The 23,390-nt window shown below is 72.7% G+C and carries 19 protein-coding genes and 1 pseudogene; 14 read left to right on the forward strand and 6 right to left on the reverse strand.

Features of this window, described 5'->3' with window-relative positions; all coding sequences use genetic code 11:
* Both GA0115233_RS19250 and GA0115233_RS19255 read right to left on the reverse strand, forming a co-directional pair.
* A pseudogene (locus GA0115233_RS19250) lies at positions 1-201 on the reverse strand (hypothetical protein); the annotation flags it as partial.
* Between the two features lie 228 nt (positions 202-429).
* Positions 430-1,779: an SWIM zinc finger family protein gene (locus tag GA0115233_RS19255; RefSeq protein ID WP_093721487.1), complete on the reverse strand. Its 1,350-nt coding sequence runs from the start codon at positions 1,777-1,779 to the stop codon at positions 430-432.
* A 132-nt stretch (positions 1,780-1,911) separates the two neighbouring features.
* Here GA0115233_RS19255 and GA0115233_RS19260 point away from each other — a divergent pair, with 132 nt between their 5' ends.
* The 6 genes from GA0115233_RS19260 (at position 1,912) to sucD (ending at position 10,319) form a co-directional block, all read left to right on the forward strand.
* Complete coding sequence (locus GA0115233_RS19260) at positions 1,912-3,042, forward strand: ATP-binding protein (RefSeq protein ID WP_093721488.1); 1,131 nt, start codon at positions 1,912-1,914, stop codon at positions 3,040-3,042.
* A 36-nt stretch (positions 3,043-3,078) separates the two neighbouring features.
* Complete coding sequence (locus tag GA0115233_RS19265) at positions 3,079-5,499, forward strand: DUF5682 family protein (protein ID WP_093721489.1); 2,421 nt, start codon at positions 3,079-3,081, stop codon at positions 5,497-5,499.
* An 8-nt stretch (positions 5,500-5,507) separates the two neighbouring features.
* Positions 5,508-6,671, forward strand: a complete 1,164-nt coding sequence (locus tag GA0115233_RS19270) for a VWA domain-containing protein (protein WP_093721546.1) — start codon at positions 5,508-5,510, stop codon at positions 6,669-6,671.
* Positions 6,672-6,804: 133 nt separating this feature from the next.
* A complete protein-coding gene (locus GA0115233_RS19275; RefSeq protein ID WP_093721490.1) occupies positions 6,805-7,623 on the forward strand; it encodes a hypothetical protein in 819 nt (272 codons plus the stop codon).
* Between the two features lie 602 nt (positions 7,624-8,225).
* Positions 8,226-9,407, forward strand: a complete 1,182-nt coding sequence (sucC, locus tag GA0115233_RS19280; RefSeq protein ID WP_093721491.1) for an ADP-forming succinate--CoA ligase subunit beta — start codon at positions 8,226-8,228, stop codon at positions 9,405-9,407.
* A 27-nt stretch (positions 9,408-9,434) separates the two neighbouring features.
* Positions 9,435-10,319 carry a succinate--CoA ligase subunit alpha gene (gene sucD, locus GA0115233_RS19285; RefSeq protein WP_093721492.1) on the forward strand — a complete coding sequence of 295 codons (885 nt, stop codon included), beginning with the start codon at positions 9,435-9,437 and terminating at the stop codon, positions 10,317-10,319.
* 106 nt (positions 10,320-10,425) lie between these two features.
* On the opposite strand, the gene GA0115233_RS19290 is transcribed toward sucD, so the two are convergent.
* Entirely contained in the window at positions 10,426-11,535 is a 1,110-nt protein-coding gene (locus GA0115233_RS19290; RefSeq protein WP_093721493.1) for a helix-turn-helix domain-containing protein, read from the reverse strand.
* A 96-nt stretch (positions 11,536-11,631) separates the two neighbouring features.
* Between GA0115233_RS19290 and GA0115233_RS19295 the strand changes: the two genes are divergently transcribed.
* Positions 11,632-13,173, forward strand: a complete 1,542-nt coding sequence (locus tag GA0115233_RS19295) for a cell division protein PerM (RefSeq protein ID WP_176711862.1) — start codon at positions 11,632-11,634, stop codon at positions 13,171-13,173.
* 114 nt (positions 13,174-13,287) lie between these two features.
* Here the strand turns inward: GA0115233_RS19295 and GA0115233_RS19300 are convergent, their stop codons facing one another.
* Positions 13,288-14,085, reverse strand: a complete 798-nt coding sequence (locus GA0115233_RS19300; protein WP_093721494.1) for a hypothetical protein — start codon at positions 14,083-14,085, stop codon at positions 13,288-13,290.
* A 294-nt stretch (positions 14,086-14,379) separates the two neighbouring features.
* Here GA0115233_RS19300 and purN point away from each other — a divergent pair, with 294 nt between their 5' ends.
* Positions 14,380-14,997 (forward strand): phosphoribosylglycinamide formyltransferase, encoded by a 618-nt coding sequence (gene purN, locus GA0115233_RS19305; RefSeq protein WP_093721495.1) that lies wholly within the window; start codon positions 14,380-14,382, stop codon positions 14,995-14,997.
* Positions 14,994-16,556 carry a bifunctional phosphoribosylaminoimidazolecarboxamide formyltransferase/IMP cyclohydrolase gene (purH, locus tag GA0115233_RS19310; protein WP_093721496.1) on the forward strand — a complete coding sequence of 521 codons (1,563 nt, stop codon included), beginning with the start codon at positions 14,994-14,996 and terminating at the stop codon, positions 16,554-16,556. The genes purN and purH overlap by 4 nt, the downstream gene beginning before the upstream one ends.
* Before the next feature lie 78 nt (positions 16,557-16,634).
* Here the strand turns inward: purH and GA0115233_RS19315 are convergent, their stop codons facing one another.
* Complete coding sequence (locus GA0115233_RS19315) at positions 16,635-17,216, reverse strand: hypothetical protein (protein ID WP_093721497.1); 582 nt, start codon at positions 17,214-17,216, stop codon at positions 16,635-16,637.
* 256 nt (positions 17,217-17,472) lie between these two features.
* Here GA0115233_RS19315 and GA0115233_RS19320 point away from each other — a divergent pair, with 256 nt between their 5' ends.
* The 5 genes from GA0115233_RS19320 to GA0115233_RS19340 all read left to right on the forward strand — a co-directional run bounded on the left by GA0115233_RS19320 (position 17,473) and on the right by GA0115233_RS19340 (position 22,451).
* The gene (locus GA0115233_RS19320; RefSeq protein ID WP_093721498.1) at positions 17,473-18,327 is read left to right on the forward strand and encodes a bifunctional methylenetetrahydrofolate dehydrogenase/methenyltetrahydrofolate cyclohydrolase; all 855 of its coding nucleotides are present in this window, start codon (positions 17,473-17,475) and stop codon (positions 18,325-18,327) included.
* Positions 18,317-18,784 (forward strand): DUF3017 domain-containing protein, encoded by a 468-nt coding sequence (locus GA0115233_RS19325; protein WP_093721499.1) that lies wholly within the window; start codon positions 18,317-18,319, stop codon positions 18,782-18,784. Before GA0115233_RS19320 ends, GA0115233_RS19325 begins: the two co-directional genes overlap by 11 nt.
* 265 nt (positions 18,785-19,049) lie before the next feature.
* Complete coding sequence (locus tag GA0115233_RS19330) at positions 19,050-19,508, forward strand: helix-turn-helix domain-containing protein (protein WP_093721500.1); 459 nt, start codon at positions 19,050-19,052, stop codon at positions 19,506-19,508.
* Positions 19,509-19,933: 425 nt separating this feature from the next.
* Positions 19,934-21,121 carry an XRE family transcriptional regulator gene (locus tag GA0115233_RS19335; protein ID WP_093721501.1) on the forward strand — a complete coding sequence of 396 codons (1,188 nt, stop codon included), beginning with the start codon at positions 19,934-19,936 and terminating at the stop codon, positions 21,119-21,121.
* Positions 21,122-21,461: 340 nt separating this feature from the next.
* Positions 21,462-22,451 (forward strand): malate dehydrogenase, encoded by a 990-nt coding sequence (locus tag GA0115233_RS19340; RefSeq protein ID WP_093721502.1) that lies wholly within the window; start codon positions 21,462-21,464, stop codon positions 22,449-22,451.
* A 92-nt stretch (positions 22,452-22,543) separates the two neighbouring features.
* On the opposite strand, the gene GA0115233_RS19345 is transcribed toward GA0115233_RS19340, so the two are convergent.
* Positions 22,544-23,293 (reverse strand): hypothetical protein, encoded by a 750-nt coding sequence (locus GA0115233_RS19345; protein WP_093721503.1) that lies wholly within the window; start codon positions 23,291-23,293, stop codon positions 22,544-22,546.
* Positions 23,294-23,390: the final 97 nt, after the last annotated feature.

Genomic DNA, 23,390 nt, shown 5'->3' on the forward strand with positions numbered 1-23,390 from the left:
CGGACGCGTGTCCCCGGCGGCCGGTTCCAGTCGCTCGGCCGCCCGCGCCGGACGCAGCCCCGCCCGGCGCCGTACGGTCTCCACGGCCGCCGCGTCCAGCAGCGCGACCGGGGCCTCGCGGGCCGGGTCGGTGCCGGGCGGGGTACGGCGGTCGGTGCCGAGCAGGGCGCTGGTGACGAGCTCTTCCCAGGCGGCGGTCATACGGGTCGTCCCTTCTGCGGGGCGGTCATGAGGGTCGTCCCTTCTGTCTGGGGGCATGCGGGTCGTCCGTCTCGCGTGGGGGTCCATACGGTCGTCCCTCCTGCGCGGGGCACGCCGGTCGTCCCTCCTACGCGGGGCACGCCGGTCGTCCCTCCTGCTCGGGGCACGCCGGTCGTCCCTTCTGGGGAGGCGAGCAAGCGCGCCGGAGGCGTGACGGCACGGCGGCGTTCAGCACAGCGGCGCCGCCTCCCCGTCTCCCTGCGGCCAGGCCGCGAGCGGGGTGAAACCGCGGTGGCCGCACTCGCCGAACACGGTGACCGGGGCGCCGCCCGAGAGGGCGACCAGCTTCCACAGGCCGGGGCGGGAGCGGGCGGTGGGGGTGAGCGGAAGGGCGGTGTCCGCGTCGGCGTCCGCGAGCTGCCAGGAGTCGCCGTCCGGCGTCGGTATCACCCGCTCCAGCGTCACCGGCACCGAGTCCAGCCACGGGTCGCCCCGCAGCGCCTCGCCGTAGCGGGCGGTGGCCTCGGCCGTCGTGGTTCCCGGCGGCCGGACCGGCGTGCGCACCGGCGCGCCGAAGCGCTCGCCCAGTGCCGCCCGCAGCTGTCCCGCGCCCGGGTAGAGGGACAGCTCCGCCTCCAGGGCCAGTCCGACCGGCAGCGCCAGTTCGGGGGCGCGGCCCGCGGCGCCGTAGGAGAGGAGCAGGGCGGTGCGGGCCGACTCGGTGCCGTGCAGCCAGATGCGACGGGTCGTCAGCCGGGAGTCCGCCGTGTCGTACTGGGCGAGGACCAGCCAGCGGTCGCGGATCGCCGGGTCCTGCGGTGAGGCGGGCAGGCCGATCCGGGAGCGGACCGTCGCCGCCAGGTCCTCGGGCAGCCGGTCGCGGTTCAGCCAGCCCTGGTCGAGGAGGTGGAGCAGCGCGCACTCCTCCAGCAGCCGCACGGGCCAGCCCGGTCCGGACGCCGGGATCGCACCCAACTCCCTTACTCGGGCCGCGAGTCCGGTGGCCTGGGCGTCGACCATGCGGGCCGCGGTCTCCTCCCACAGCCCGTACCCCGCCTGCTCGGCGCCCGCCAGTCCGCCGCGCAGCAGGTCCGAGAGCCGCTGCTCCAGCTCCGTAGCCCCCGCGGTGACCTTCTCGGCCCTGCGCTCCGCCCGCCGCCGCGCCGCCTCCGGATCAGCGGTACGGGACGGCGAACCGCCCTCCGCCCGCTTCTCCTCGGCCCGCTTGCGCCGCCCATCGATCCATTCCTGCGCCCAGTCCGGCGGCGACCCGGGCGGCACCGCCGCTCCGTCGCCCGCCCACAGCAACAGCAGCCCGAGCGCGTGCTTGCACGGGAACTTCCGGCTCGGACAACTGCACTTGTACGCCGGCCCCGCCCCGTCCGCGAGGTCGACCACCGTCTGATACGGCCTGCTGCCGCTGCCCTTGCACAGCCCCCACACCGTCCCCTCGTCGGAACTGCCCGCCTCGGACCACGGTCCGGCCGCGCCGAGTTTGCTGCCCGCTTTGCGTGACGCGGCGTCAGGCGCCAGTGCCAGCACCTGTTCCGCGCTCCAGCGCACCCCCTGCTGAGTCATGCCATCGAAGGTAGATCCCCCCACTGACAATCAGCCCGGCGAGCGCGTATCCGCAGGTCAGGGCCGATTGTCAGTGGTGTGGTCCATGGTTGGTGGCAGATCCGAACCGGCCGAGCTGGAGGGGGCTTCGCCATGACCGCGTCCGTGGCACCGACGACCGGGACCACCGCACCGAGCACACCGACCGAGGCGTTGCGACCGCACGCCGAGGACGCCTTCGCGGCCGAGCTGTCCGCGCTCGCCGCGCAGGACGACCGCCCGCGCCCGGCCCGCTGGAAGCTGTCGCCGTGGGCGGTGGCGACCTACCTGCTCGGCGGGACCCTGCCGGACGGCACCGTGATCACACCGAAGTACGTGGGCCCGCGCCGCATCGTCGAGGTCGCCGTCACCACACTCGCCACCGACCGCGCCCTGCTCCTGCTCGGCGTGCCCGGCACCGCCAAGACCTGGGTGTCCGAGCACCTGGCCGCCGCCGTCAGCGGGGACTCGACCCTGCTGGTGCAGGGCACCGCGGGCACCCCGGAGGAGGCCATCCGCTACGGCTGGAACTACGCGCAGCTCCTCGCGCACGGCCCGAGCCGGGACGCGCTGGTCCCGAGCCCCGTCATGCGGGCCATGGCCGAGGGCATGACGGCCCGGGTCGAGGAGCTGACCCGTATCCCCGCCGATGTGCAGGACACGATGATCACGATCCTGTCCGAGAAGACCCTGCCCATCCCGGAGCTGGGCCAGGAGGTGCAGGCCGTGCGCGGCTTCAACCTCATCGCCACCGCCAACGACCGCGACCGCGGCGTCAACGACCTCTCCAGCGCCCTGCGCCGCCGCTTCAACACGGTCGTGCTGCCGCTGCCGGAGAGCGTGGACGCCGAGGTCGACATCGTCTCCCGGCGCGTCGACCAGATCGGCCGCTCGCTCGACCTGCCGGCCGCCCCGGACGGCATCGACGAGATCCGCCGGGTCGTCACCGTCTTCCGCGAACTGCGTGACGGGGTGACCTCCGACGGCCGCACCAAGGTCAAGTCGCCCAGCGGCACGCTCTCCACGGCCGAGGCGATCTCCGTCGTCACCAACGGCCTCGCTCTCGCCGCCCACTTCGGGGACGGCGTGCTGCGGCCCGGCGATGTCGCCGCGGGCATCCTCGGCGCCGTCGTCCGCGACCCGGCGGCCGACCGGGTCGTCTGGCAGGAGTACCTGGAGGCCGTGGTCCGCGAACGCGACGGCTGGACCGACTTCTACCGCGCCTGCCGCGAGGTGAGCGCGTGACCGGGCACGAGGAGGCAACGGGGGAGGGAGGCAGGCATGACGACGGAGGCTGACCGCACCGGGCCGCTGCTGCTCGGCGTACGGCACCACGGGCCCGGGTCCGCGCGGGCCGTGCGGGCGGCGCTGGACGCGGCCAAGCCGCGCGCGGTGCTGATCGAGGGGCCGCCCGAGGCCGACACGCTGATCCCGCTGGCGGCCGAGGAGGACATGCGGCCACCGGTCGCCCTGCTTGCCCACGAGGTGGACGAGCCCGGCCGCTCGGCGTTCTGGCCGCTCGCCGAGTTCTCCCCGGAGTGGGTGGCGATTCGCTGGGCGCTGGACCAGGGCGTACCGGCCCGCTTCATCGACCTCCCGGCCACGCACACGCTGGCCTGGGAGAAGGAGAACAACAAGGAGCAGGAGCAGGAGCAGGAGAAGGAGACGGCGGAGCAGGCGGAGGACGGCGAGGCCGAGCCGGACGCCCAGGTCCGTATCGACCCGCTCGCCGTGCTCGCCGACGCCGCCGGGTACGACGACGCCGAGCGCTGGTGGGAGGACGTCGTCGAGCACCGCGGAACCGGTGCCGACCCGCTCGCGCCGTTCGCCGTGCTGGCGGAGGCCATGACGGCGCTGCGGGAGGTGTACGGCAGCGGCGGACACGACCGGGACCTCGTGCGCGAGGCGTACATGCGGCTCCAGATCCGGGCCGCGCGCAAGGAGTTCGGCGACGCGGTGGCCGTGGTGTGCGGGGCCTGGCACGTGCCCGCGCTGAGCGAGCGGACCACCGTCGCCGCCGACCGGGCCCGGCTGAAGGGTCTGCCCAAGGTCAAGGCGGACATGACCTGGGTGCCCTGGACGCACCGCAGGCTCGCACGGGCCAGCGGCTACGGCGCGGGCATCGACTCGCCGGGCTGGTACGGGCATCTGTTCCGCGCGCCGGACCGGCCGGTCGAGCGATGGCTGACCAGGGTGGCGGGGCTGCTGCGGGAAGAGGACCGGATCGTGTCCTCCGCCCACGTCATCGAGGCGGTCCGGCTGGCCGAGACGCTCGCGGCGATGCGCGGACGCCCCCTGCCCGGCCTCGGCGAGACGACGGACGCCGTGCGCGCCGTCATGTGCGACGGCTCGGACGTCCCGCTGGCGCTCGTGCACGACCGGCTGGTCGTGGGCGATGTCCTCGGTGAGGTGCCGGCGGGCGCGCCCGCCGTGCCACTGCAGCGGGACCTCGACCGCATCCAGCGCAGGCTGCGGCTCAAGCCTGAGGCGCTGGAACGGGAGTTGGAGCTGGACCTGCGCAAGGAGACCGACGCCGCGCGCAGCAGGCTGCTGCACCGGCTGCGGCTGCTGGGCGTGCCGTGGGGCGAGCCGGCCGCCTCGCGCGGGAGCACCGGCACCTTCCGGGAGACCTGGCGGCTGCGCTGGGAGCCCGAGCTGTCCGTGCGGATCGCGGAGGCCGGGGTGTGGGGGACGACCGTGCTCGCCGCGGCGACCGCCAAGTCCGAGGCGGACGCCGTCTCCGCGCCGGGCCTCGCCGACGTCACCGCCCTCGCCGAGCGGTGCCTGCTGGCCGAACTGCCGGACGCGCTTCCCACGGTGATGAAGGTGCTCGCCGACCGGGCCGCGCTCGACACCGATGTCGGCCATCTCGCCCAGGCCCTGCCCGCCCTGGTCCGCTCCCTGCGCTACGGCGACGTACGCGGCACCGACACCGGGGCGCTCGCGGAGGTCGCCGCGGGCCTCGCCGAGCGGATCTTCGTCGGTCTGCCCCCGGCGTGCGCGGGTCTCGACGCGGACGCCGCCGAGGAGATTCGGCGCCATGTGGACGCGGTGCACGGCGCGGTGGGCCTGCTCGGCGATACCGCCGCCCCGGGCCACGGCGATCTGCGCGCCCGCTGGCAGAAGGTGCTCAAGGTGCTGTCCGTGCGGGACACCGTGCCCGGTGTGATCCGCGGGCGGGCGGTACGACTCCTGCTCGACGAAGGCGAGTTGGCGCAGGACGAGACGGCCCGGCTGATGGGGCTCGTGCTGTCGCCGGGGACGCCGCCCGGGGACGCGGCGGCCTGGATCGAGGGCTTCGTCGGCGGCGGCTCGGGCGGCGGGATGCTCCTCGTGCACGACGAGCGGCTGCTCGGCCTGGTCGACGCCTGGCTGACCGGCGTACCGGCGGACGCCTTCACGGACGTACTGCCGCTGCTGCGGCGGACGTTCTCGGCGTACGAACCGGGCGTGCGCAGAACGCTCGGCGAGCTGGTGCGGCGGGGGCCCGGGCAGCCGGGCGGGGCGACGGCGACCGGTTCCGGCGTACCGGGATTCGCGGCGGAACCGGACCTGGCGCGGGCTGACGCCGTACTGCCGGCGGTGCGGCTGCTGTTGGGGCTGGACGGGGCGGAGCCGGGGCCGGACGGCGCGGACTCGGGGCGTGATGCGGACTCGGGGCGTGATGCGAAGGACGACGAGTTGACGGGGGTGGCGCGATGACGGCCGACATGACGGCGCGGCCGGGCGATCCGGCGCAGGAGCGGCTGCGGCGCTGGCGGCTGGTGCTCGGCGGGGCGGCGGCCGACGGCACCGGATACGAGCTGTCCGGGCAGGACGCAGGGATGGACGGGGCGCTCACCGCGCTCTACGGCAGGGGGGACAAACCGCAGACCGGGAAGGACCGTTCGGCGGGGCTCGGGGCCTCGGCGCCGTCCGTGGCGCGCTGGCTCGGCGACATCCGCACCTACTTCCCCTCCTCCGTCGTCCAGGTCATGCAGCGCGACGCCATCGACCGGCTCGGACTGTCCACCCTGCTCCTGGAACCGGAGATGCTGGAGGCCGTCGAGGCCGATGTGCACCTCGTGGGGACCCTGCTCTCCCTCAACAAGGCGATGCCGGAGACCACGAAGGAGACGGCGCGGGCCGTAGTGCGCAAGGTCGTCGAGGACCTGGAGAAGCGGCTCGCCACCCGCACCCGGGCCACGCTGACCGGGGCCCTCGACCGCAGCGCGCGGGTCAGCCGGCCGCGCCACCACGACATCGACTGGAACCGCACCATCGCCGCCAACCTCAAGAACTACCTGCCGGAGTACCGGACGGTCGTGCCCGAGCGGCTGATCGGGTACGGGCGGGCCTCCCAGTCGGTGAAGAAGGACGTCGTGCTCTGTATCGACCAGTCGGGCTCGATGGCGGCGTCCGTCGTGTACGCGTCGGTGTTCGGGGCGGTGCTCGCCTCCATGCGGTCGATCTCCACGAGGCTGGTCGTCTTCGACACCGCCGTCGTCGATCTCACCGACCAGCTCGACGACCCGGTGGACGTGCTGTTCGGCACGCAGCTCGGCGGCGGTACGGACATCAACCGGGCGCTGGCGTACTGCCAGGCGCAGATCACCCGGCCCGCCGACACGGTGGTGGTGCTGATCAGCGACCTCTACGAGGGCGGTATCCGCGACGAGATGCTCAAGCGGGTGGCGGCGATGAAGGCGTCGGGCGTGCAGTTCGTGGCGCTGCTGGCGCTCTCCGACGAGGGGGCGCCGGCCTACGACAGGGAGCACGCGGCGGCGCTGGCCGCGCTGGGCGCACCGGCGTTCGCCTGTACGCCGGACCTGTTCCCGGAGGTGATGGCGGCGGCGATCGAGAAGCGGCCGATCCCGGTGCCGGAGGCGATGTAAAAGCCGGCGTAAGAAGCTGGGGAGTTGGCAAAAGGGACATGAGTACCCATCGGTAACACGGGGCTTGCGCACCGGAGGGAACCGCGTGAAGGATCGACGCCGCCCGTTCCGTCGTACGGAGGACCCGCGTCCCTTGACCGTTCCAGCAGCCCTGTCCGGTGCCGCCGTTCGGCGTGCGCTGTATCTGGCGCTGCTGGTGGGCGGGTTGTTCGCACTCGGGCTCCTCACAGGCCAGCGGGCCGAGGCGGCGGAGGACGGACCGACCGGGCTGACAGGGCTGACGGCACTGACGGGTGAGGTGCGCGTGTCGGTCGGGCAGGTGGCCAAGGGCGTAGGAGAGGCCCTCCCGCTGCCTCCGGAGGGGCGGCGGCTCGTCGAGGGTGTGGTGCGCCCGGTCGACGAGGTCGTCGGGGCGGTGACCGAGGAACTGGGCGAGGTGCGGGAGCAGCTCCCGCCGCCACCTTCCGCGACGCCGCTGCCCGAACCACCGGACGAGCCGGAGCTGCCCACACTCCCCGACCTCGCGGAGCTACCCGACCTCCTCCCGGACCTCTCCGCCCGGCCCGCGGACAGGCCCCCCACGCCCACCGCCACGGAGCCGGAGCAGAAGCCGAAGCCGCACACCCCGGCACAGGACGAGCAGACCGAGCGGCCCGCACCGCGATCAGGCACGCCGTACGACGTCACCGTGCCGCAGGCCTCGGCGCACACCCCCGAGCCCGCTCCCACGCTGCCCGCACCCGCCCCCGCCCCGCACCCGCCCGCCGACGGACCGGACGGCACCCCGGACCACCGGGCGACGGTCGACCACAGCACCCCCAGGCACGCCGACACCGCTGCCGTCACCGCCGACCACCGGGCCCCACTGCGCCCGGCGCCCGGCACCACCGCACGCGCCGAGGCGGACGGGCCCCGGGACGCGTACCGGGACATCCCCGTAGCCCCCGCTTAGGGCGGACACCCGCCGGGGTCACTCACTCCGGCCCGGAATGTCCGTGATGCCCCGATGTCCCGAAGGATCTGACGCCCGGATGACCAAGAACATCCGCCGCTCCACCGCCACACGTCTCACCACCGTCACGCGCCCCTGCACCCCCGCACGCCTCACCACCCCCACCCCCTGACCCCAGGCTCCGCGGGCTGACCGGCACCCGGACGGCCGAAGCCGTCGGAGTGTCCGGGAGCCGGGTCCGCGGAAGGGCCGGGCGGTTCTCATTGGGGTGGGAACCGCCCGGCCGGAGCCCTTGGGCGGCACCGATTCGTGCCCCCTCGGGCTGTACCAAGGGCCTCACCGGGTCGGACCCCAGCCCGGTGAGGCCCCTCACCTCCGGCACCCCGTGCCAGTGAGCGCGGCATCATGTGACAGGTATCACCGCTCAGGTGTGACTCCCGATTTAGAAGCCCTCCGCAAGCGGGGATAACCTGCGAGACGGACATGCCGCGCGCTCGGACACCGTGTGCGCCTCCCTTGTGACAGAGCGGACGTCACGTTGCCCTTCGCGGCACGCCCACGCATCCAACGAACCGCGAGATCACTGATAGGGACGGAAGCGCGTGGACCTGTTCGAGTACCAGGCGAGGGACCTCTTCGCCAAGCACGATGTACCGGTGCTGGCCGGTGAAGTCATCGACACGCCTGAGGCGGCCCGCGCAGCCACTGAGCGCCTCGGTGGCAAGTCCGTCGTCAAGGCCCAGGTGAAGGTCGGCGGCCGTGGCAAGGCCGGTGGCGTGAAGCTCGCCGCCACCGTCGACGAGGCCGTCGAGCATGCGACGAACATCCTCGGCATGGACATCAAGGGCCACACGGTCCACAAGGTCATGATCGCCGAGACCGCTCCGGAGATCGTGGAGGAGTACTACGTCTCCTTCCTCCTCGACCGTGCCAACCGCACCTTCCTCTCCATCGCCTCCGTCGAGGGCGGCATGGAGATCGAGGAGGTCGCGGCCACCCGTCCGGAGGCCGTCGCCAAGACCCCGATCGACCCGATCGACGGCGTGACCGAGGAGAAGGCCCGCGAGATCGTCGAGGCCGCCAAGTTCCCGGCCGAGGTCGCGGACAAGGTCGTCAACGTCCTGGTCAAGCTCTGGGACACCTTCATCAAGTCGGACGCCCTCCTCGTCGAGGTCAACCCGCTGGCGAAGGTCGCCTCCGGCGAGGTCCTCGCCCTCGACGGCAAGGTGTCGCTCGACGACAACGCCGAGTTCCGCCACCCCGAGTACGAGGAGCTCCACGACAAGGCCGCGGCCAACCCGCTGGAGGCCGCCGCCAAGGAGAAGAACCTCAACTACGTCAAGCTCGACGGCGAGGTCGGCATCATCGGCAACGGCGCCGGTCTCGTGATGAGCACCCTGGACGTCGTCGCGTACGCCGGTGAGAAGCACGGCAACGTCAAGCCGGCCAACTTCCTGGACATCGGTGGCGGTGCCTCCGCCCAGGTCATGGCCAACGGTCTGGAGATCATCCTCGGCGACCCGGACGTCAAGTCCGTCTTCGTCAACGTCTTCGGTGGCATCACCGCCTGTGACGAGGTCGCCAACGGCATCGTCCAGGCCCTGAAGCTGCTGGAGGACCGCGGCGAGCAGGTCACCAAGCCGCTGGTCGTCCGCCTCGACGGCAACAACGCCGAGCTCGGCCGACAGATCCTCACCGACGCCAACCACCCGCTGGTGCAGCGCGTCGACACCATGGACGGCGCGGCCGACAAGGCCGCCGAGCTGGCCCACGCCGCCAAGTAAGCACTCAGGACGAGGACACAACACACCATGGCTATCTGGCTCAACAAGGACAGCAAGGTCATCGTCCAGGGCATGACCGGCGCCACGGGCATGAAGCACACCAAGCTCATGCTCGGTGACGGCACCAACGTCGTGGGCGGCGTGAACCCGCGCAAGGCGGGTCAGACCGTGGACTTCGACGGCACCGAGGTACCCGTCTTCGGCACCGTCAAGGAGGCCATCGAGAAGACCGGCGCCAACGTCTCCGTCATCTTCGTGCCGGAGAAGTTCACCAAGGACGCGGTCGTCGAGGCCATCGACGCCGAGATCCCGCTGGCCGTCGTGATCACCGAGGGCATCGCCGTGCACGACACGGCCGCCTTCTGGGCGTACGCCGGCAAGAAGGGCAACAAGACCCGCATCATCGGCCCGAACTGCCCCGGCATCATCACCCCGGGCGGCTCGAACGTCGGCATCATCCCGGGCGACATCACCAAGCCGGGCCGTATCGGCCTGGTCTCGAAGTCCGGCACGCTGACGTACCAGATGATGTACGAGCTGCGTGACATCGGCTTCTCCACGGCCGTGGGCATCGGCGGTGACCCGATCATCGGCACCACCCACATCGACGCCCTGGCCGCCTTCCAGGACGACCCGGACACCGACCTGATCGTGATGATCGGTGAGATCGGCGGCGACGCCGAGGAGCGGGCCGCGGCCTTCATCAAGGACAACGTGACCAAGCCGGTCGTCGGCTACGTCGCGGGCTTCACCGCCCCCGAGGGCAAGACCATGGGCCACGCGGGCGCCATCGTCTCCGGCTCGTCCGGCACCGCCCAGGCGAAGAAGGAGGCCCTGGAGGCCGCCGGCGTCAAGGTCGGCAAGACGCCGACCGAGACGGCGAAGCTGGCGCGGGAGATCCTCTCCGCCTGAACCCTCCCGGCAGCCTTCCCGGCACGCTGACGACGGGCCCGTCCCCCTGGTGGGGGCGGGCCCGTCGGCGTTGTCCGGCCTTACTCCGTTGTCCCGCCCTACTTGGTCAGTCCGCCCGCGGGACCAGGCGCTGCGGCCCGCTCACGGTCTCCCCGCGCAGCTTCTCCCGCAGCTCGCGCTCCTTCTCCGACAGCGGGCCCGGGGCCATCTTCGGCGGGACACCCTGCACCGTGGCCCCCGGCGGCACCGGGGGCTCGTACCGGGTCGGTGCCGTGCGCAGCGTGAGCGCGGTGGTGCCGATCAGCGCGACCGTGAAGGCGATGGCGGCGCGGGTCCAGAAGCTCGCCCGGCGCTCGCTGCCGGTGCGCACCGTGGGCGGCCTGGCGGCGCGCAGCCGCTCCGCGGAGGCCACTTCGGCGAGCCTGCGGTGCAGCGTGGCGGGGTCCGCCAGTTCCGGCAGCCGCTCGGCGACCGCCTCGCGCGCGTGCAGCAGCCGGTTGGCCGCCGCGGGCGTGCTCGCCTCCGTCTCCGCCGCCGTGTCCGGCAGATCGAGGCCGACCCCGTCGTAGAGCACCAGGGTGCGGCGGTACGGCGGCGGCAGGGTGAGCAGTACGTCCATCAGGGCCCGGTCGGAGGGGTCGGCGGGCGGTGGTTCGGGGTGCCGGTAGCGGGGGCGGAACCGGTGCCAAGGGGAGAGCGCGTACTCGTACGCCGTCGCCCGTACCCAGCCCGCCGGGTCCCGGTCGCGGGCCACCTCCGGCCAGCGCTGCCAGGCCACTTGGAAGGCCCGTTCCACCGACTCCCGGGCCAGCTCCCGGCGTCCGGTGAGCAGATAGGCCTGCCGGACGAGCGCGGGGGCGCAGAACGCGTACAGCGCGTCGAAGGCCTGAGCGGGCGTCAGGCCGGCGGTGGGGAGCGCCTTCGGCTGAGGAGGGGGTGCCTCAGGAGTGTGCTCGGGTGGGTCCGTCAGTACGGGCGTGAGCGTCTCGGCCGTGTCGATGAGGTCCTGCTGAGGGGCGCTCAGTTCGCCCAGCAGCTTCGCGTACGCCTCCCGCTTCCGGCCGCGCGGTGTCGTACGGCCGGTCTCCCACGCCCGCACCGTCTCCCGGGTGACACCGATCCGTGCCGCGACCTGAGCCTGCGTCAACGAAGCGGCCTCGCGCAGGCGTCGGCGTTCCTTGGGCGGTGGAAGAGGGCTGGCAGGGCTCCGTGTCACAGGACGCCCCTCCGTACGAAAAGGTACATAAACGTATATTGAGCGACACAGCGGAGGTTCGCCTGTTACGACGGGAAAGCGCGTGTCGTTGGGAGCATGGCGGGCGTGATCCAGATGACCGCTCGCCGATCGCCGTTGTCGTCCCTGCTCACCCGGTTGCGCGACCGGTCGCCCGGACTGGCCACCGCTCTGCTCGGCGGCGTGCTGGCCGCGGGGCTCGGGCTCGGGGCGTTCGCCGTCCTGGTGATGGTGCTGTGGATCAGCTCGCCGTATCCGGACAGCGGGCCGGACGGCGCCCTGCACGTGGCCGCGGCGCTGTGGCTGCTGGCCCACGGCGTGGAACTGGTCCGCGTCGACACCCTGTCCGGTGTGCCCGCGCCGGTCGGTGTCACCCCGCTGCTGCTGGTCGTGCTGCCGGTGTGGCTGGTGCACCGGGCGGCGCGGGACGCCATGGACGGGGAGGAGGTGTCCGGGCGCACCGCGTGGGCGGGCGTGGTGACCGGCTATCTGTGCGTGGGCGCGGGCGCCGCCGTGTATGCCGCCGGGGGTGTGCTGCGGCCGGACTGGGTGTGGGCCGGTGTGTGCGTCCCGCTGGTCGCGGTGGGGGCGGCCGGGGCGGGGGTGTGGACCTCGTACGGGCGTCCGCGTGACGCGGTGGACGAGGTGCTGATCCTCCTGCCCGCCGGGGTGCGGCGGCTGTTCCTCGGGGACGGGCCGCGGGCCCGGCTCGACGCGGCGGCGCGGGGCGCGGGGGCGGGGGTCGCGGTGCTCTTCGGGGGCGGGGCGCTGCTGCTGGCGGTGTCGCTGGTGTGGCACGGGAGCGCGGCGCGGGCGTCGTTCCTGCGGCTGACGGAGGGGGCGTCGGGGCAGTTCACGGTGCTGCTGCTGTGTCTGGTGCTGCTGCCGAACGCTTCCGTCTGGGCCGCCTCCTACGCCCTCGGGCCCGGGTTTCTGCTGGGGGCGGGGCATGTGGTCGGGCCGCTGTCCTCCTCGCCCGTCGCGCTGCTGCCGCCGTTTCCGCTGCTGTCGGCGGTGCCCGCGGAGGGAGTCGGGGGGCCCTTGAACTGGGCGGCGGGCGCGGTGCCGGTGGTGGCCGGGGCGGTGGTGGGGTGGTTCGTGGGGCGGGCCGGCCGGGGCGGTGCGTGGTCGCGGTGGCGGACCGCGGGGGTGGCGCTGGTGGCGTGTGCGATGTGGGCCGGGGTGATGGCGGGGCTGGCCGCGGTGGCGGGCGGGCCGCTGGGGGTGGGGGCGCTCGCCTCGTTCGGGCCGGTGTGGTGGCAGGTGGGGGTGGCCGTGCTGGCGTGGGGTGCGGGGGTGGCGGTGCCGGTGGCTGTGGTGCGGCGGGTCTGGGGGAGCCGGGGGGTGCGGGGCGGTGGTGTGGCGAGGATCGCCGGGCCGCGGGTGGGGGAGGGACGGTGGCTGTTCGGGCGGCGGGAGAAGGGGGCGCCTGTGGTGGCGGGGGTGTCGGAGGGAGCGGCGGAGGGTGGGGAGGGGTACGACTTGCTGCCCGTTGAGCCTGCTGTGGAGGCGGTGCCCTGGGAGGTGGACGAGGCGGCTCGGGAGGCTCGGTGGGCCGCGTTGCGGGAGGCCGCCGGGCGGGAGGAGGACGAGGAGGCGGCGCCTCCGGGGGCGCCGTGAGGGTTTTCGCCCCCGCCGCCCCTACCCGTCCCATCCCCGGGGGCTGCCGCCCCCGGACCCCCGCTTCGGCCCTGAACGGGCCTCGTCCTCAGACGCCGGACGGGCTGAATGTGCTCAGCCGTCGTTGCCCAGTACCCCGCGCAGCTGCTCCGGCAACAGGTCGTCGCAGCCCTTCTTCGCCTCGTTCGTCAAGGCGTCGCTCTTGCACGTGTAGTAGTCGCTGTACACCAGCTTCGCGCCGAAGCCCGCCGCCACCAGGGCCAGGGCCAGGGACGCCGTGACCAGGCCGGTCACCGCCGCCGTGGTCTGGGGGCGGCCCGAGGGCGCGGGGGCCGGGGAGTCGGGGTCGGGGGTGCGGGGCTTGGCGCGCAGGGCGCTGATGCTCCAGTACATGGCCAGCGCGCCGAGCAGCAGGGCGACGTACGGCCAGCTGAACAGGGCGAAGAAGAAGGCCCACATACCGCACAGCAGGGCGTAGCGCGCCCGGCGCTGGGCCGGGTCCGTGGGGTCCCAGCGCATGCCCGAACCGGGGCCGCCGCTGTTGCCCTGACCGCCCTCGGGGCGGGGGCGCTCGCCGAAGCCGCCGGGGGAGCGGCCGGGCTGGCGGTCGCTCCACTGACTGCCCCACGGCGAGCCCTGGCCGCCCTCGCCGGAGTTGCCGCTGCCGTCGCCCGAGGCCGGGCGGCGCGGCTGCCAGGGGCGGTCCGGGGTGCCCTCCGGCGGCGGGGCGAAGGGGTTGTCGTCCGTCGGCGCCGCGTCGGTCGGCTTGTCGTCGCGCTCGTCACCGTCGGCCCCGCCCGAGGGGGCGTCCGGGGGCGAGGAGGGCCGCTCGCGCAGCAGCACGCCGTGGCGCTCCCCTCCCTGCACCGGCTGCGGGGGGAGCGGGAGGAGTCGCAGGCTGCGGTCCGGCATCAAGTGAGCGTCTTCCCCTTGGTGAGTACGGCTGACATGGCTGGTGGCACCAGGTCCGTCACCCTGTGAACGCACCGCTCACGAACGGCGTTCCCGACCCGGCTCCTCCCAGACGCTACCTTCCGGCCACGCCCCCGTCCCGCGGGGGCTGTCCGGTGTGCCGGTATCGTTGCTGACGGTCGGCCGCTTCGTAGGCTTCCCCGTATCCGGGAACCCGAAGCATTCGTACGAACGTACAGAGCGGCGTGCGGGCCCGGCCACCGTACCGACGTACCCCCGAGAAAGGGCCCCGCCGTGGCTGCCAAGCGCCTCGTCGTGCTGGTCTCCGGATCCGGCACCAACCTCCAGGCGCTGCTCGACGCCATCAGCGACACCGGTGCCGAGGCCTACGGCGCCGAGATCGTGGCCGTCGGCGCCGACCGTGACGGCATCGAGGGACTGGCCCGCGCCGAGCGCGCCGGCATCCCGACCTTCGTACGAAAGGTCAAGGACTTCGGGACGCGGGAGGAGTGGGACGCCGCGCTCGCCGAGGCCGTCGCCGCCTACGAGCCCGACCTCGTGGTCTCCGCGGGGTTCATGAAGATCGTCGGCAAGGAATTCCTCGCCCGCTTCGGCGGCCGGTTCGTCAACACACACCCCGCTCTGCTGCCCAGTTTTCCCGGCGCCCACGGCGTCCGTGACGCGCTCGCGTACGGGGCCAAGGTCACCGGCTGCACCGTCCACTTCGTCGACGACGGCGTCGACACCGGACCGATCATCGCCCAGGGCGTGGTCGAGGTCCGCACCGAGGACGACGAGAGCGCTCTGCACGAGCGCATCAAGGAAGTCGAGCGCAGGCTGCTCGTCGAGGTCGTGGGGCGCCTCGCCCGCAACGGCTATCGCATTGAGGGACGAAAGGTAGTTATCCAGTGACCGCCGAGAGCAACAAGCGGCCGATTCGCCGGGCGCTCGTCAGCGTCTACGACAAGACCGGTCTTGAGGACCTCGCGCGTGGCCTGCACGAGGCGGGCGTCTCGCTCGTCTCCACCGGCTCCACCGCGTCCCGGATCGCCGCCGCCGGAGTGCCCGTCACCAAGGTCGAGGAGCTGACCGGCTTCCCCGAGTGCCTGGACGGCCGGGTCAAGACGCTGCACCCGCGCGTGCACGCCGGGATCCTCGCCGACCTGCGTCTGGAGGACCACCAGCGGCAGCTGGCGGAGCTGGGGGTGGAGCCGTTCGACCTGGTCGTCGTGAACCTCTACCCGTTCCGCGAGACCGTCGCCTCCGGCGCCTCCGACGACGAGTGCGTGGAGCAGATCGACATCGGCGGCCCCTCGATGGTCCGCGCCGCCGCCAAGAACCACCCCTCCGTGGCGGTCGTCACCAGCCCCGCTCGCTACGGCGACGTCCTGGCCGCGGTCAAGGACGGCGGCTTCGACCTGGCCACCCGCAAGCGGCTCGCGGCCGAGGCGTTCCAGCACACGGCCGCCTACGACGTGGCGGTGGCGAGCTGGTTCGCCTCCTCCTACGCCCCGGTCGACGACTCGCAGTTCCCCGACTTCCTGGGCGCCACCTGGGAGCGCGAGAACACCCTGCGCTACGGCGAGAACCCGCACCAGCCCGCGGCCCTGTACGTGTCCGGCACCGGCGGGCTCGCCGAGGCCGAGCAGCTGCACGGCAAGGAGATGTCGTACAACAACTACACGGACACGGACGCCGCCCGCCGTGCCGCGTACGACCACTCCGAGCCGGCCGTCGCGATCATCAAGCACGCCAACCCCTGCGGTATCGCGATCGGCGCGGACGTGGCCGAGGCGCACCGCAAGGCGCACGCCTGCGACCCGCTGTCGGCGTTCGGCGGTGTGATCGCCGTCAACCGCCCGGTGTCGAAGGAGATGGCCGAGCAGGTCGCGGAGATCTTCACCGAGGTCATCGTGGCGCCGGACTACGAGGACGGCGCCCTCGAAGCCCTCACCAAGAAGAAGAACATCCGCGTGCTGCGCTGCCCCGACGCCCCCGCCAACCCGGTCGAGGTCAAGGCGATCGACGGCGGTGCCCTCCTTCAGGTGACCGACCGGCTCCAGGCCGACGGCGACGACCCCGCGAACTGGACCCTGGCCACGGGTGAGGCCCTCTCCGAGGCCGAACTCGCCGAGCTGGCCTTCGCCTGGAAGGCCTGCCGCGCGGTGAAGTCCAACGCCATCCTGCTCGCCAAGGACGGCGCCTCGGTCGGCGTCGGCATGGGCCAGGTCAACCGCGTCGACTCCGCCAAGCTGGCCGTCGAGCGCGCGGGCGCCGAGCGCGCCCAGGGCTCCTACGCCGCCTCCGACGCCTTTTTCCCCTTCCCCGACGGTCTGGAGATCCTCACCGCGGCCGGCGTCAAGGCGGTCGTCCAGCCCGGCGGCTCGGTCCGCGACGAACTTGTCGTCGAGGCCGCCAAGAAGGCGGGCGTGACGATGTACTTCACGGGGACGCGGCACTTCTTCCACTGATCCCCATCGCGTGCGTGAACGACTCGGGGCGGCCCCGTCAGGGGCCGCCCCGAGTGGCGTCGCGGTGGCTTCGGCCGCTCAGTAGTTCGGCCGGTTGAACCAGATGCTGCCGTTGTTGTTCGAGCAGTAGACGATGATCAGGACGCCGAGGACCAGGCTGATCAGCGAGAAGAAGTTGCCGCCGAGCAGGTTGAGGACACTGATCAAGGTGACCAGCGAGGCGTAGATGATCGCCGAGACGCGGGCGCCGCCGCGGCCCGTGGCGAACCGCAGACCGGTGAGGAAGGCCCACAGACCGAAGAGCAGGACCACCACACCGAAGAAGATCACGATGCCCGCGCCGATGTCGGCGATGGTCTCCGCGTCCTGCGAGGAGATGGTGCTGTCCGATTCGAGGATCTCCTCGAAGTACTCGGCGAACCAGGCGCTGGCCGCGATCATCAGCACGCCGCCCAGGGCCTGGAAACCGGCCAGGACGAAGAGCATGACGCGGGCGGCGCGGACCGTGCCCGGCATCTGGACGGGGGCGGCGGGGTAGCCGCCGTACGGCTGGCCGTAGGGCTGCCCGGGCGGCGGGGCGACGGGGTATCCGTAACCGGGCTGCTGGGGCTGCTGGGGCTGCGGGGGACCGTAGGGGTTGTTCGGGTCGCCGAAACTCATGGCGATGTTCCTCCGTGTGTACCGATGTGGGGACGACGAGCGGCACGGTACGGAGGAAGGTTCTACAGATGCGGTTCGTCCCCCCGGTACTGCCCGCGGCACTGTCCTGACATCGTTCTTCAGCGGCCGGTCCGCTGTCCAGCCGCAAGCCGCATGTGTTGTGCAAGTGCAATATCGCGATCATGAGCGCGCGGTGTGACCGAGCCCCCGTGGACCGGATTGGAACCGGGACCCCGTCATCGGCGAGGATGGGGCCATGACCGCCCAGATTCTCGATGGCAAGGCCACCGCAGCCGCGATCAAGTCCGATCTGACCGCCCGCGTGGCGGCGCTGAAGGAGAAGGGCGTCACGCCCGGACTCGGCACGATCCTCGTCGGGGACGACCCCGGCAGCCAGAAGTACGTCGCCGGCAAGCACCGCGACTGCGCCGAGGTCGGCATCGCCTCCATCCAGCGCGAACTGCCCGCCACCGCCACCCAGGAGGAGATCGAGGCGGTCGTCCGGGAGCTGAACGAGGACCCGGCCTGCACCGGCTACATCGTCCAACTGCCGCTGCCCAAGGGCATCGACGAGAACCGCATCCTGGAACTGATGGACCCGGCCAAGGACGCCGACGGTCTGCACCCGATGAACCTCGGCCGCCTCGTGCTCAACGAGCCCGCCCCGCTGCCCTGTACCCCCAACGGCGTCCTCACCCTGCTGCGCCGCTACGGCGTGGAGATCAAGGGCGCCGAGGTCGTGGTCGTCGGCCGCGGTGTGACCATCGGCCGCCCGATGCCGCTGCTGCTGACCCGGCGCAGCGAGAACGCCACCGTGACCCAGTGCCACACCGGCACCAAGGACCTCTCCGCGCACCTGAAGCGGGCGGACATCATCATCGCGGCGGCCGGTTCCGCCCACCTGATCCGCGCCGAGGACGTCAAGCCGGGCGCCGCCGTCCTCGACGTCGGTGTCTCCCGCAGCGCCGAGGGCAAGATCGTCGGCGATGTCCACCCGGACGTGCGCGAGGTGGCCGGCTTTATCTCCCCGAACCCCGGCGGTGTCGGCCCGATGACGCGGGCCCAGCTGCTGGTCAACGTGGTCGAGGCGGCGGAGCGCAGTGTCGGCTGACGGCGACCGGGACGACATCGAGGTGGCGGACGCGGTCAGCGCGCCCGACGCCGAGGGCAGGCCACGCCGTACGACCCGCCGGTTCCCGCTGTTCACGCGGGACACCGCGCGGCCCGAGGGCGGCGGCCGGGCGGCCCCCGGCGACGCCCCGGCGCCCGCCCGTCAGTGGCCCATCCTGCTGGTGGCCGCGCTGGTCGGCACCGGCCTGCTGGTGACCGCCCTGGACGCCTTCCGTGTCGGCACTCTGCTGGTCGGCACCGGCCTGCTGGTCGGCGGCCTGCTGCGCTGGCTGCTGCCCGGCGTCGGCATGCTCGCGGTCCGCTCCCGCTTCACCGACATCGTCACCTACGGCTTCCTGGGCACGGCGATCGTCCTGCTGGCCCTGATGGTCCAGCCGAAGCCGTGGCTGGAGATCCCGTTCCTGAAGGACACCTTGCACTTCACGGTCAGCAACTAGGTCTCTTCCCTTAGGCGAAGCAAGGCCCGTGCGCGCGACGGCGGTCCGTCCCCTCCCCCGAGTCAGGACGGGCCGCCGCCGCGCATTTACCTTCCCGCGCCGGGAAGTTGCTGTTCAACGGCTGTCAGGGCGCTGTGGCACAGCGGTGACCGTTCCGCCACGGTGTCCGGGAGCTGCCACAGGGCCCGGCCGCGCGGAACCGTCCACGGGTCCGCTGTCGTCACTCGAACGGGGCGGGAGAGGTGACGCGCCGTGGAGGTGAACGATGGGCGGCTGGCAGCCGTTGCCGGACGATCTGCCGCCGGAGGTGCGGCACTTCGTGACGCAGTTACGGCTCCTGAAGGACCGCACGGGCCTCAGCCTGGTCGCGCTGGGCGCGCGTACCGCGTACAGCAAGTCCTCCTGGCAGCGCTATCTGAACGCGGTCCAGCCGCCGCCCCGGCAGGCCGTGGAGGCGCTGTGCCGGGTGGCGGGGGAGCCGCGGGAGGACGCGGAGCGGTTCGTGGTGCGCTGGGAGCTGGCGGTGCAGGCCTGGCCGCGCCCGGCGCCGCCCAAGGGCGCCCCGGAGCCGGACAGCGGTGCGGACGGCTACGAGGACGACCCGACCCTGCCCTGGTGGGACACGCCCCCCGAGGAGCCGTCGCGGCGGCTGCTGCGGGTCGCGGTGGGGCTGGCGGTGGCACTGGTACTGGGTGTGGTGATCGGGGCCTTCGCCCTGGGGTGAGAAATCGATACCGGATCGAGGCCGTGGGCACCGGCCGGGAAAGCCATGCGTTCGTGTGCTGTCGGTGACAGGATATGTGCGCTCTGTGTGACGATGTGTTGACAAGTTTGCGGATTTGGACGGAAGTCGTTCAACAGTCGGGCTAGCGTGGCCAATCGGGACGGTCCGGGACGTCTCGAACAGCTGTCTGTGGCGTGATCCGGGGGGAGTGCGGCCGCGGGGGCGCGGGCGATGGGACACTGGACCGCGGCCCGGTGGGCGTGCGACGGTGCACGCTCACGGCCCCCATGCTCCCGTGCGCCCCCACCCCGGGAACTGAGATCCTGACCGGGCGCATCCCTGTGGGTAGCCACACCGGGGACTCGGCAGCGGGCCCGCGCGCGGGGGAAGAGACAGCACGACCGGGGGGGAAGAGGGGGGTAGCAATGCCTCGTTGGCGGGACTTGCCGGAGGAACTGGATCCGCAGGTCAGGGAGTTCGCTAGCCAGTTGCGTCGGCTCGTGGACCGCAGCGGTCTGAGCATCGCGGCGGTGGCCGACCGGACCGGCTACAGCAAGACGTCCTGGGAGCGGTATCTGAACGGCCGGCTGCTGGCGCCCAAGGGCGCCATCGTCGCGCTCTCCGAGGTCACCGGTACCAACCCGGTCCACCTCACCACGATGTGGGAGCTGGCCGAGCGGGCCTGGAGCCGCTCCGAGATGCGGCACGACATGACGATGGAGGCCATCCGGATCTCCCAGGCGCGGGCCGCGCTCGGGGAGTTCGGCGCGCCTCCGGCCAATGCCAAGAGCGGCCGGGGGGCCCGCAGGAGCGGCAGCGCGACGGCGACGCCGGGTGTGGCGGGTCCGGCCGGGGTGGCGCCCACGGTGCCGCCGCGGGCGCCGGTGAACCCGATGCGCGACGCCGCGGAGGAGGAGGCGGCCGCGTCGTCCTCCGCGGCTTCCCCGTCCGGGTCGGACGGCGTCAACTCCTGGGGCCTGGCGGGCTACCGGGGACCGTCCCCGTCGGGCGGCGGCACGGGCGCCACCGGCGGTACGGGCCCGGCGACGCCCCCTGCCGCCTCGTACGCGGGACCGCCGCAGGGGCACGGCCGCTCCAGCCCGCCCGCGGGGTCCGGCAACGGCAAGCGGCGGCTGACGATGTTCCTGGTCGGCATGGTGGGCGTACTGGTCGTGGTGGCCGGGGTGTTCTGGCTGATGAACCCGGGCGACGGGAAGAAGAACGAGGGCGCCACCCCCACCCCGACCCCCACGGCGACCAAGCAGACCGACCTCCCGCCCGGCGTCGAGTGCAGTGGAGCCTCCTGCACCGGCAAGGACGCGGAGGCCATGGGCTGCAGCGGCGACCTGGTCACCACGGCCCAGACCGCCAAGGTGGGCACCGCGGTCGTCGAGGTCCGTTACAGCGAGACCTGCGGCGCCGCCTGGGGCCGGGTCACCCAGGGCACCCAGGGCGACAAGGTCACGGTGAAGGCGGGCAAGAACGAGGAGAGCGGCGCCATCACCGCCGCGAACGACACCATCGCCTACACCCCGATGGTCGCGGTGAAGGACGCGGGCGACGCGACGGCCTGCGTGACCCTGGCGGCCGGGCAGGAGGGCTGCACCCAGTAGCCCCACGAAGTTCCGGGGTACGGGATTACCCGGCTCCATCGGGGGCACGCGCCCAGTACCCCCACGGGAGTCCGGCGAACCGGCACCCCCACCGGCGGCCGTCCCAGGTCCTCCTCTCCCGGACCGGACGGCCGCCTTCCGTGTTCTCGGGGCGTGCCCTTCCGGTTCTCCGAGGTGCCCTTTCGGGCGGCTGTGGGCCGGGCCACACCGCCCCGGACGTCGGAGATCACGCGGGCGCGATAGCCTGACGGCTGATTCTCTTGATACCAAGAGATCGATCATCTGTACGTCCGTACCGGGGCAGTGCCGCCCCACCGCCAGCTGTCATACGGAGAACGCCATGACCCGCACTCCCGTGAACGTCACCGTCACCGGCGCGGCCGGCCAGATCGGTTACGCCCTGCTCTTCCGCATCGCCTCCGGCCAGCTGCTCGGCGCGGACGTGCCGGTCAAGCTGCGCCTGCTGGAGATCACCCCGGCGCTGAAGGCCGCCGAGGGCACGGCCATGGAGCTGGACGACTGCGCGTTCCCGCTGCTCCAGGGCATCGAGATCAGCGACGACCCGAACGTCGCCTTCGACGGCGCCAATGTCGCCCTCCTCGTCGGCGCCCGCCCGCGCACCAAGGGCATGGAGCGCGGTGACCTCCTGGAGGCCAACGGCGGCATCTTCAAGCCGCAGGGCAAGGCCATCAACGACCACGCCGCGGACGACATCAAGGTCCTCGTCGTCGGCAACCCGGCCAACACCAACGCCCTGATCGCCCAGGCCGCCGCGCCGGACGTACCGGCCGAGCGCTTCACCGCGATGACCCGCCTGGACCACAACCGCGCGCTGACCCAGCTCGCGAAGAAGACGGGCTCGACGGTCTCCGACATCAAGCGCCTGACCATCTGGGGCAACCACTCCGCCACCCAGTACCCCGACATCTTCCACGCCACCATCGCCGGCAAGAACGCCGCCGAGGTCGTCAACGACGAGAAGTGGCTGGCCGAGGACTTCATCCCGACCGTCGCCAAGCGCGGTGCGGCCATCATCGAGGCCCGTGGCGCCTCCTCGGCCGCCTCCGCCGCCAACGCCGCCATCGACCACATCCACACCTGGGTCAACGGCACCGCCGACGGCGACTGGGTCTCCATGGGCATCCCGTCGGACGGCTCCTACGGCGTCCCGGAGGGCCTGATCTCCTCCTTCCCGGTCACCTGCAAGGACGGCAAGTACGAGATCGTCCAGGGCCTGGAGATCAACGAGTTCTCCCGCGGCCGTATCGACGCCTCGGTCGCCGAGCTGGCGGAGGAGCGCGAGGCGGTCCGCTCCCTCGGCCTCATCTGAGCCAGCTCCCTCCCGAGCAACCCGCAGGCCCCGCACCGGTTCCCGCCGGTACGGGGCCTGCGGCCCGTTCCGGGCCCGGCCCTCCGGGCCCGCTACAGGCTGCCCAACTCCTCCTGCAGCCGGTCCACATCGACCGTGTCGTCCGCCGAGGGCGTCCGGGACGGCACGGGTTCGTCGTAGTCGGAGAAGGTCAGCCGCACGTTCGTGTCCGTGCCGCGCTGGGTGGCCTCCACCAGGCGGTGCGGGGTGTCGGACGTGACGTAGAGCGTGGTGCGGGCGCCGTCCACCTCGCCGGTCAGCGGGATGACGTCCTCGCCGTCGCGGGTGGTCTCCTCGCCCTTCTTGAGCGCGACGGACCCGGGGGAGTCGGTGCCGGAGTCCACGTCACGCTGGAAGTTCTTCAGGTCGCAGGTGTCGGCCATGCCCTTGAGCAGGGCGTCGTCCGTGGACCCGTGGATCCAGCGGTTCTTGAACAACTCGGCCGCCGCGTCGCCCTCACCGCCCGGCACCTGCGCCTTCCAGAACGCGGTGTCCGGCTTCAGCCACACCTCGTCGCCCTGCTTGACGATCTCCACGGCGCCGCCGTCCGCGCCCATCTCCAGCACCCCGACGCAGTTCCCGGACCGGTCCAGGGCCAGGTCCATCGCCGTCGGCTCGGTCCGGCTCGTCTCCTTGTCCGCGCTGCGGTCGGTCAGCGTCAGATGGACCGACTCCGCGTCGAGGAGATTGTCCTCCGCCTCCTCGGCCAGCTCCTTCGCGGTGGGATCGTCGGCCGCTGCCGCCATGGGGGCCAGCAGAAGCGTCGCGCCCATCGCGGCTGAGATCAGCGTCCTGACGGCCATGGCGTCACCTCCGTGCCGCGCACCCTGCGTGCCGGGTGCGCGACGTCGCGCATCACCCACTCAGCGTACGTTTTGCCCTATTTGCCCGCATGTTCAG

Origin of the sequence: Streptomyces sp. DI166 (genome assembly GCF_900091315.1) — a bacterium.
GTDB classification, from domain to species: domain Bacteria; phylum Actinomycetota; class Actinomycetes; order Streptomycetales; family Streptomycetaceae; genus Streptomyces; species Streptomyces fuscus.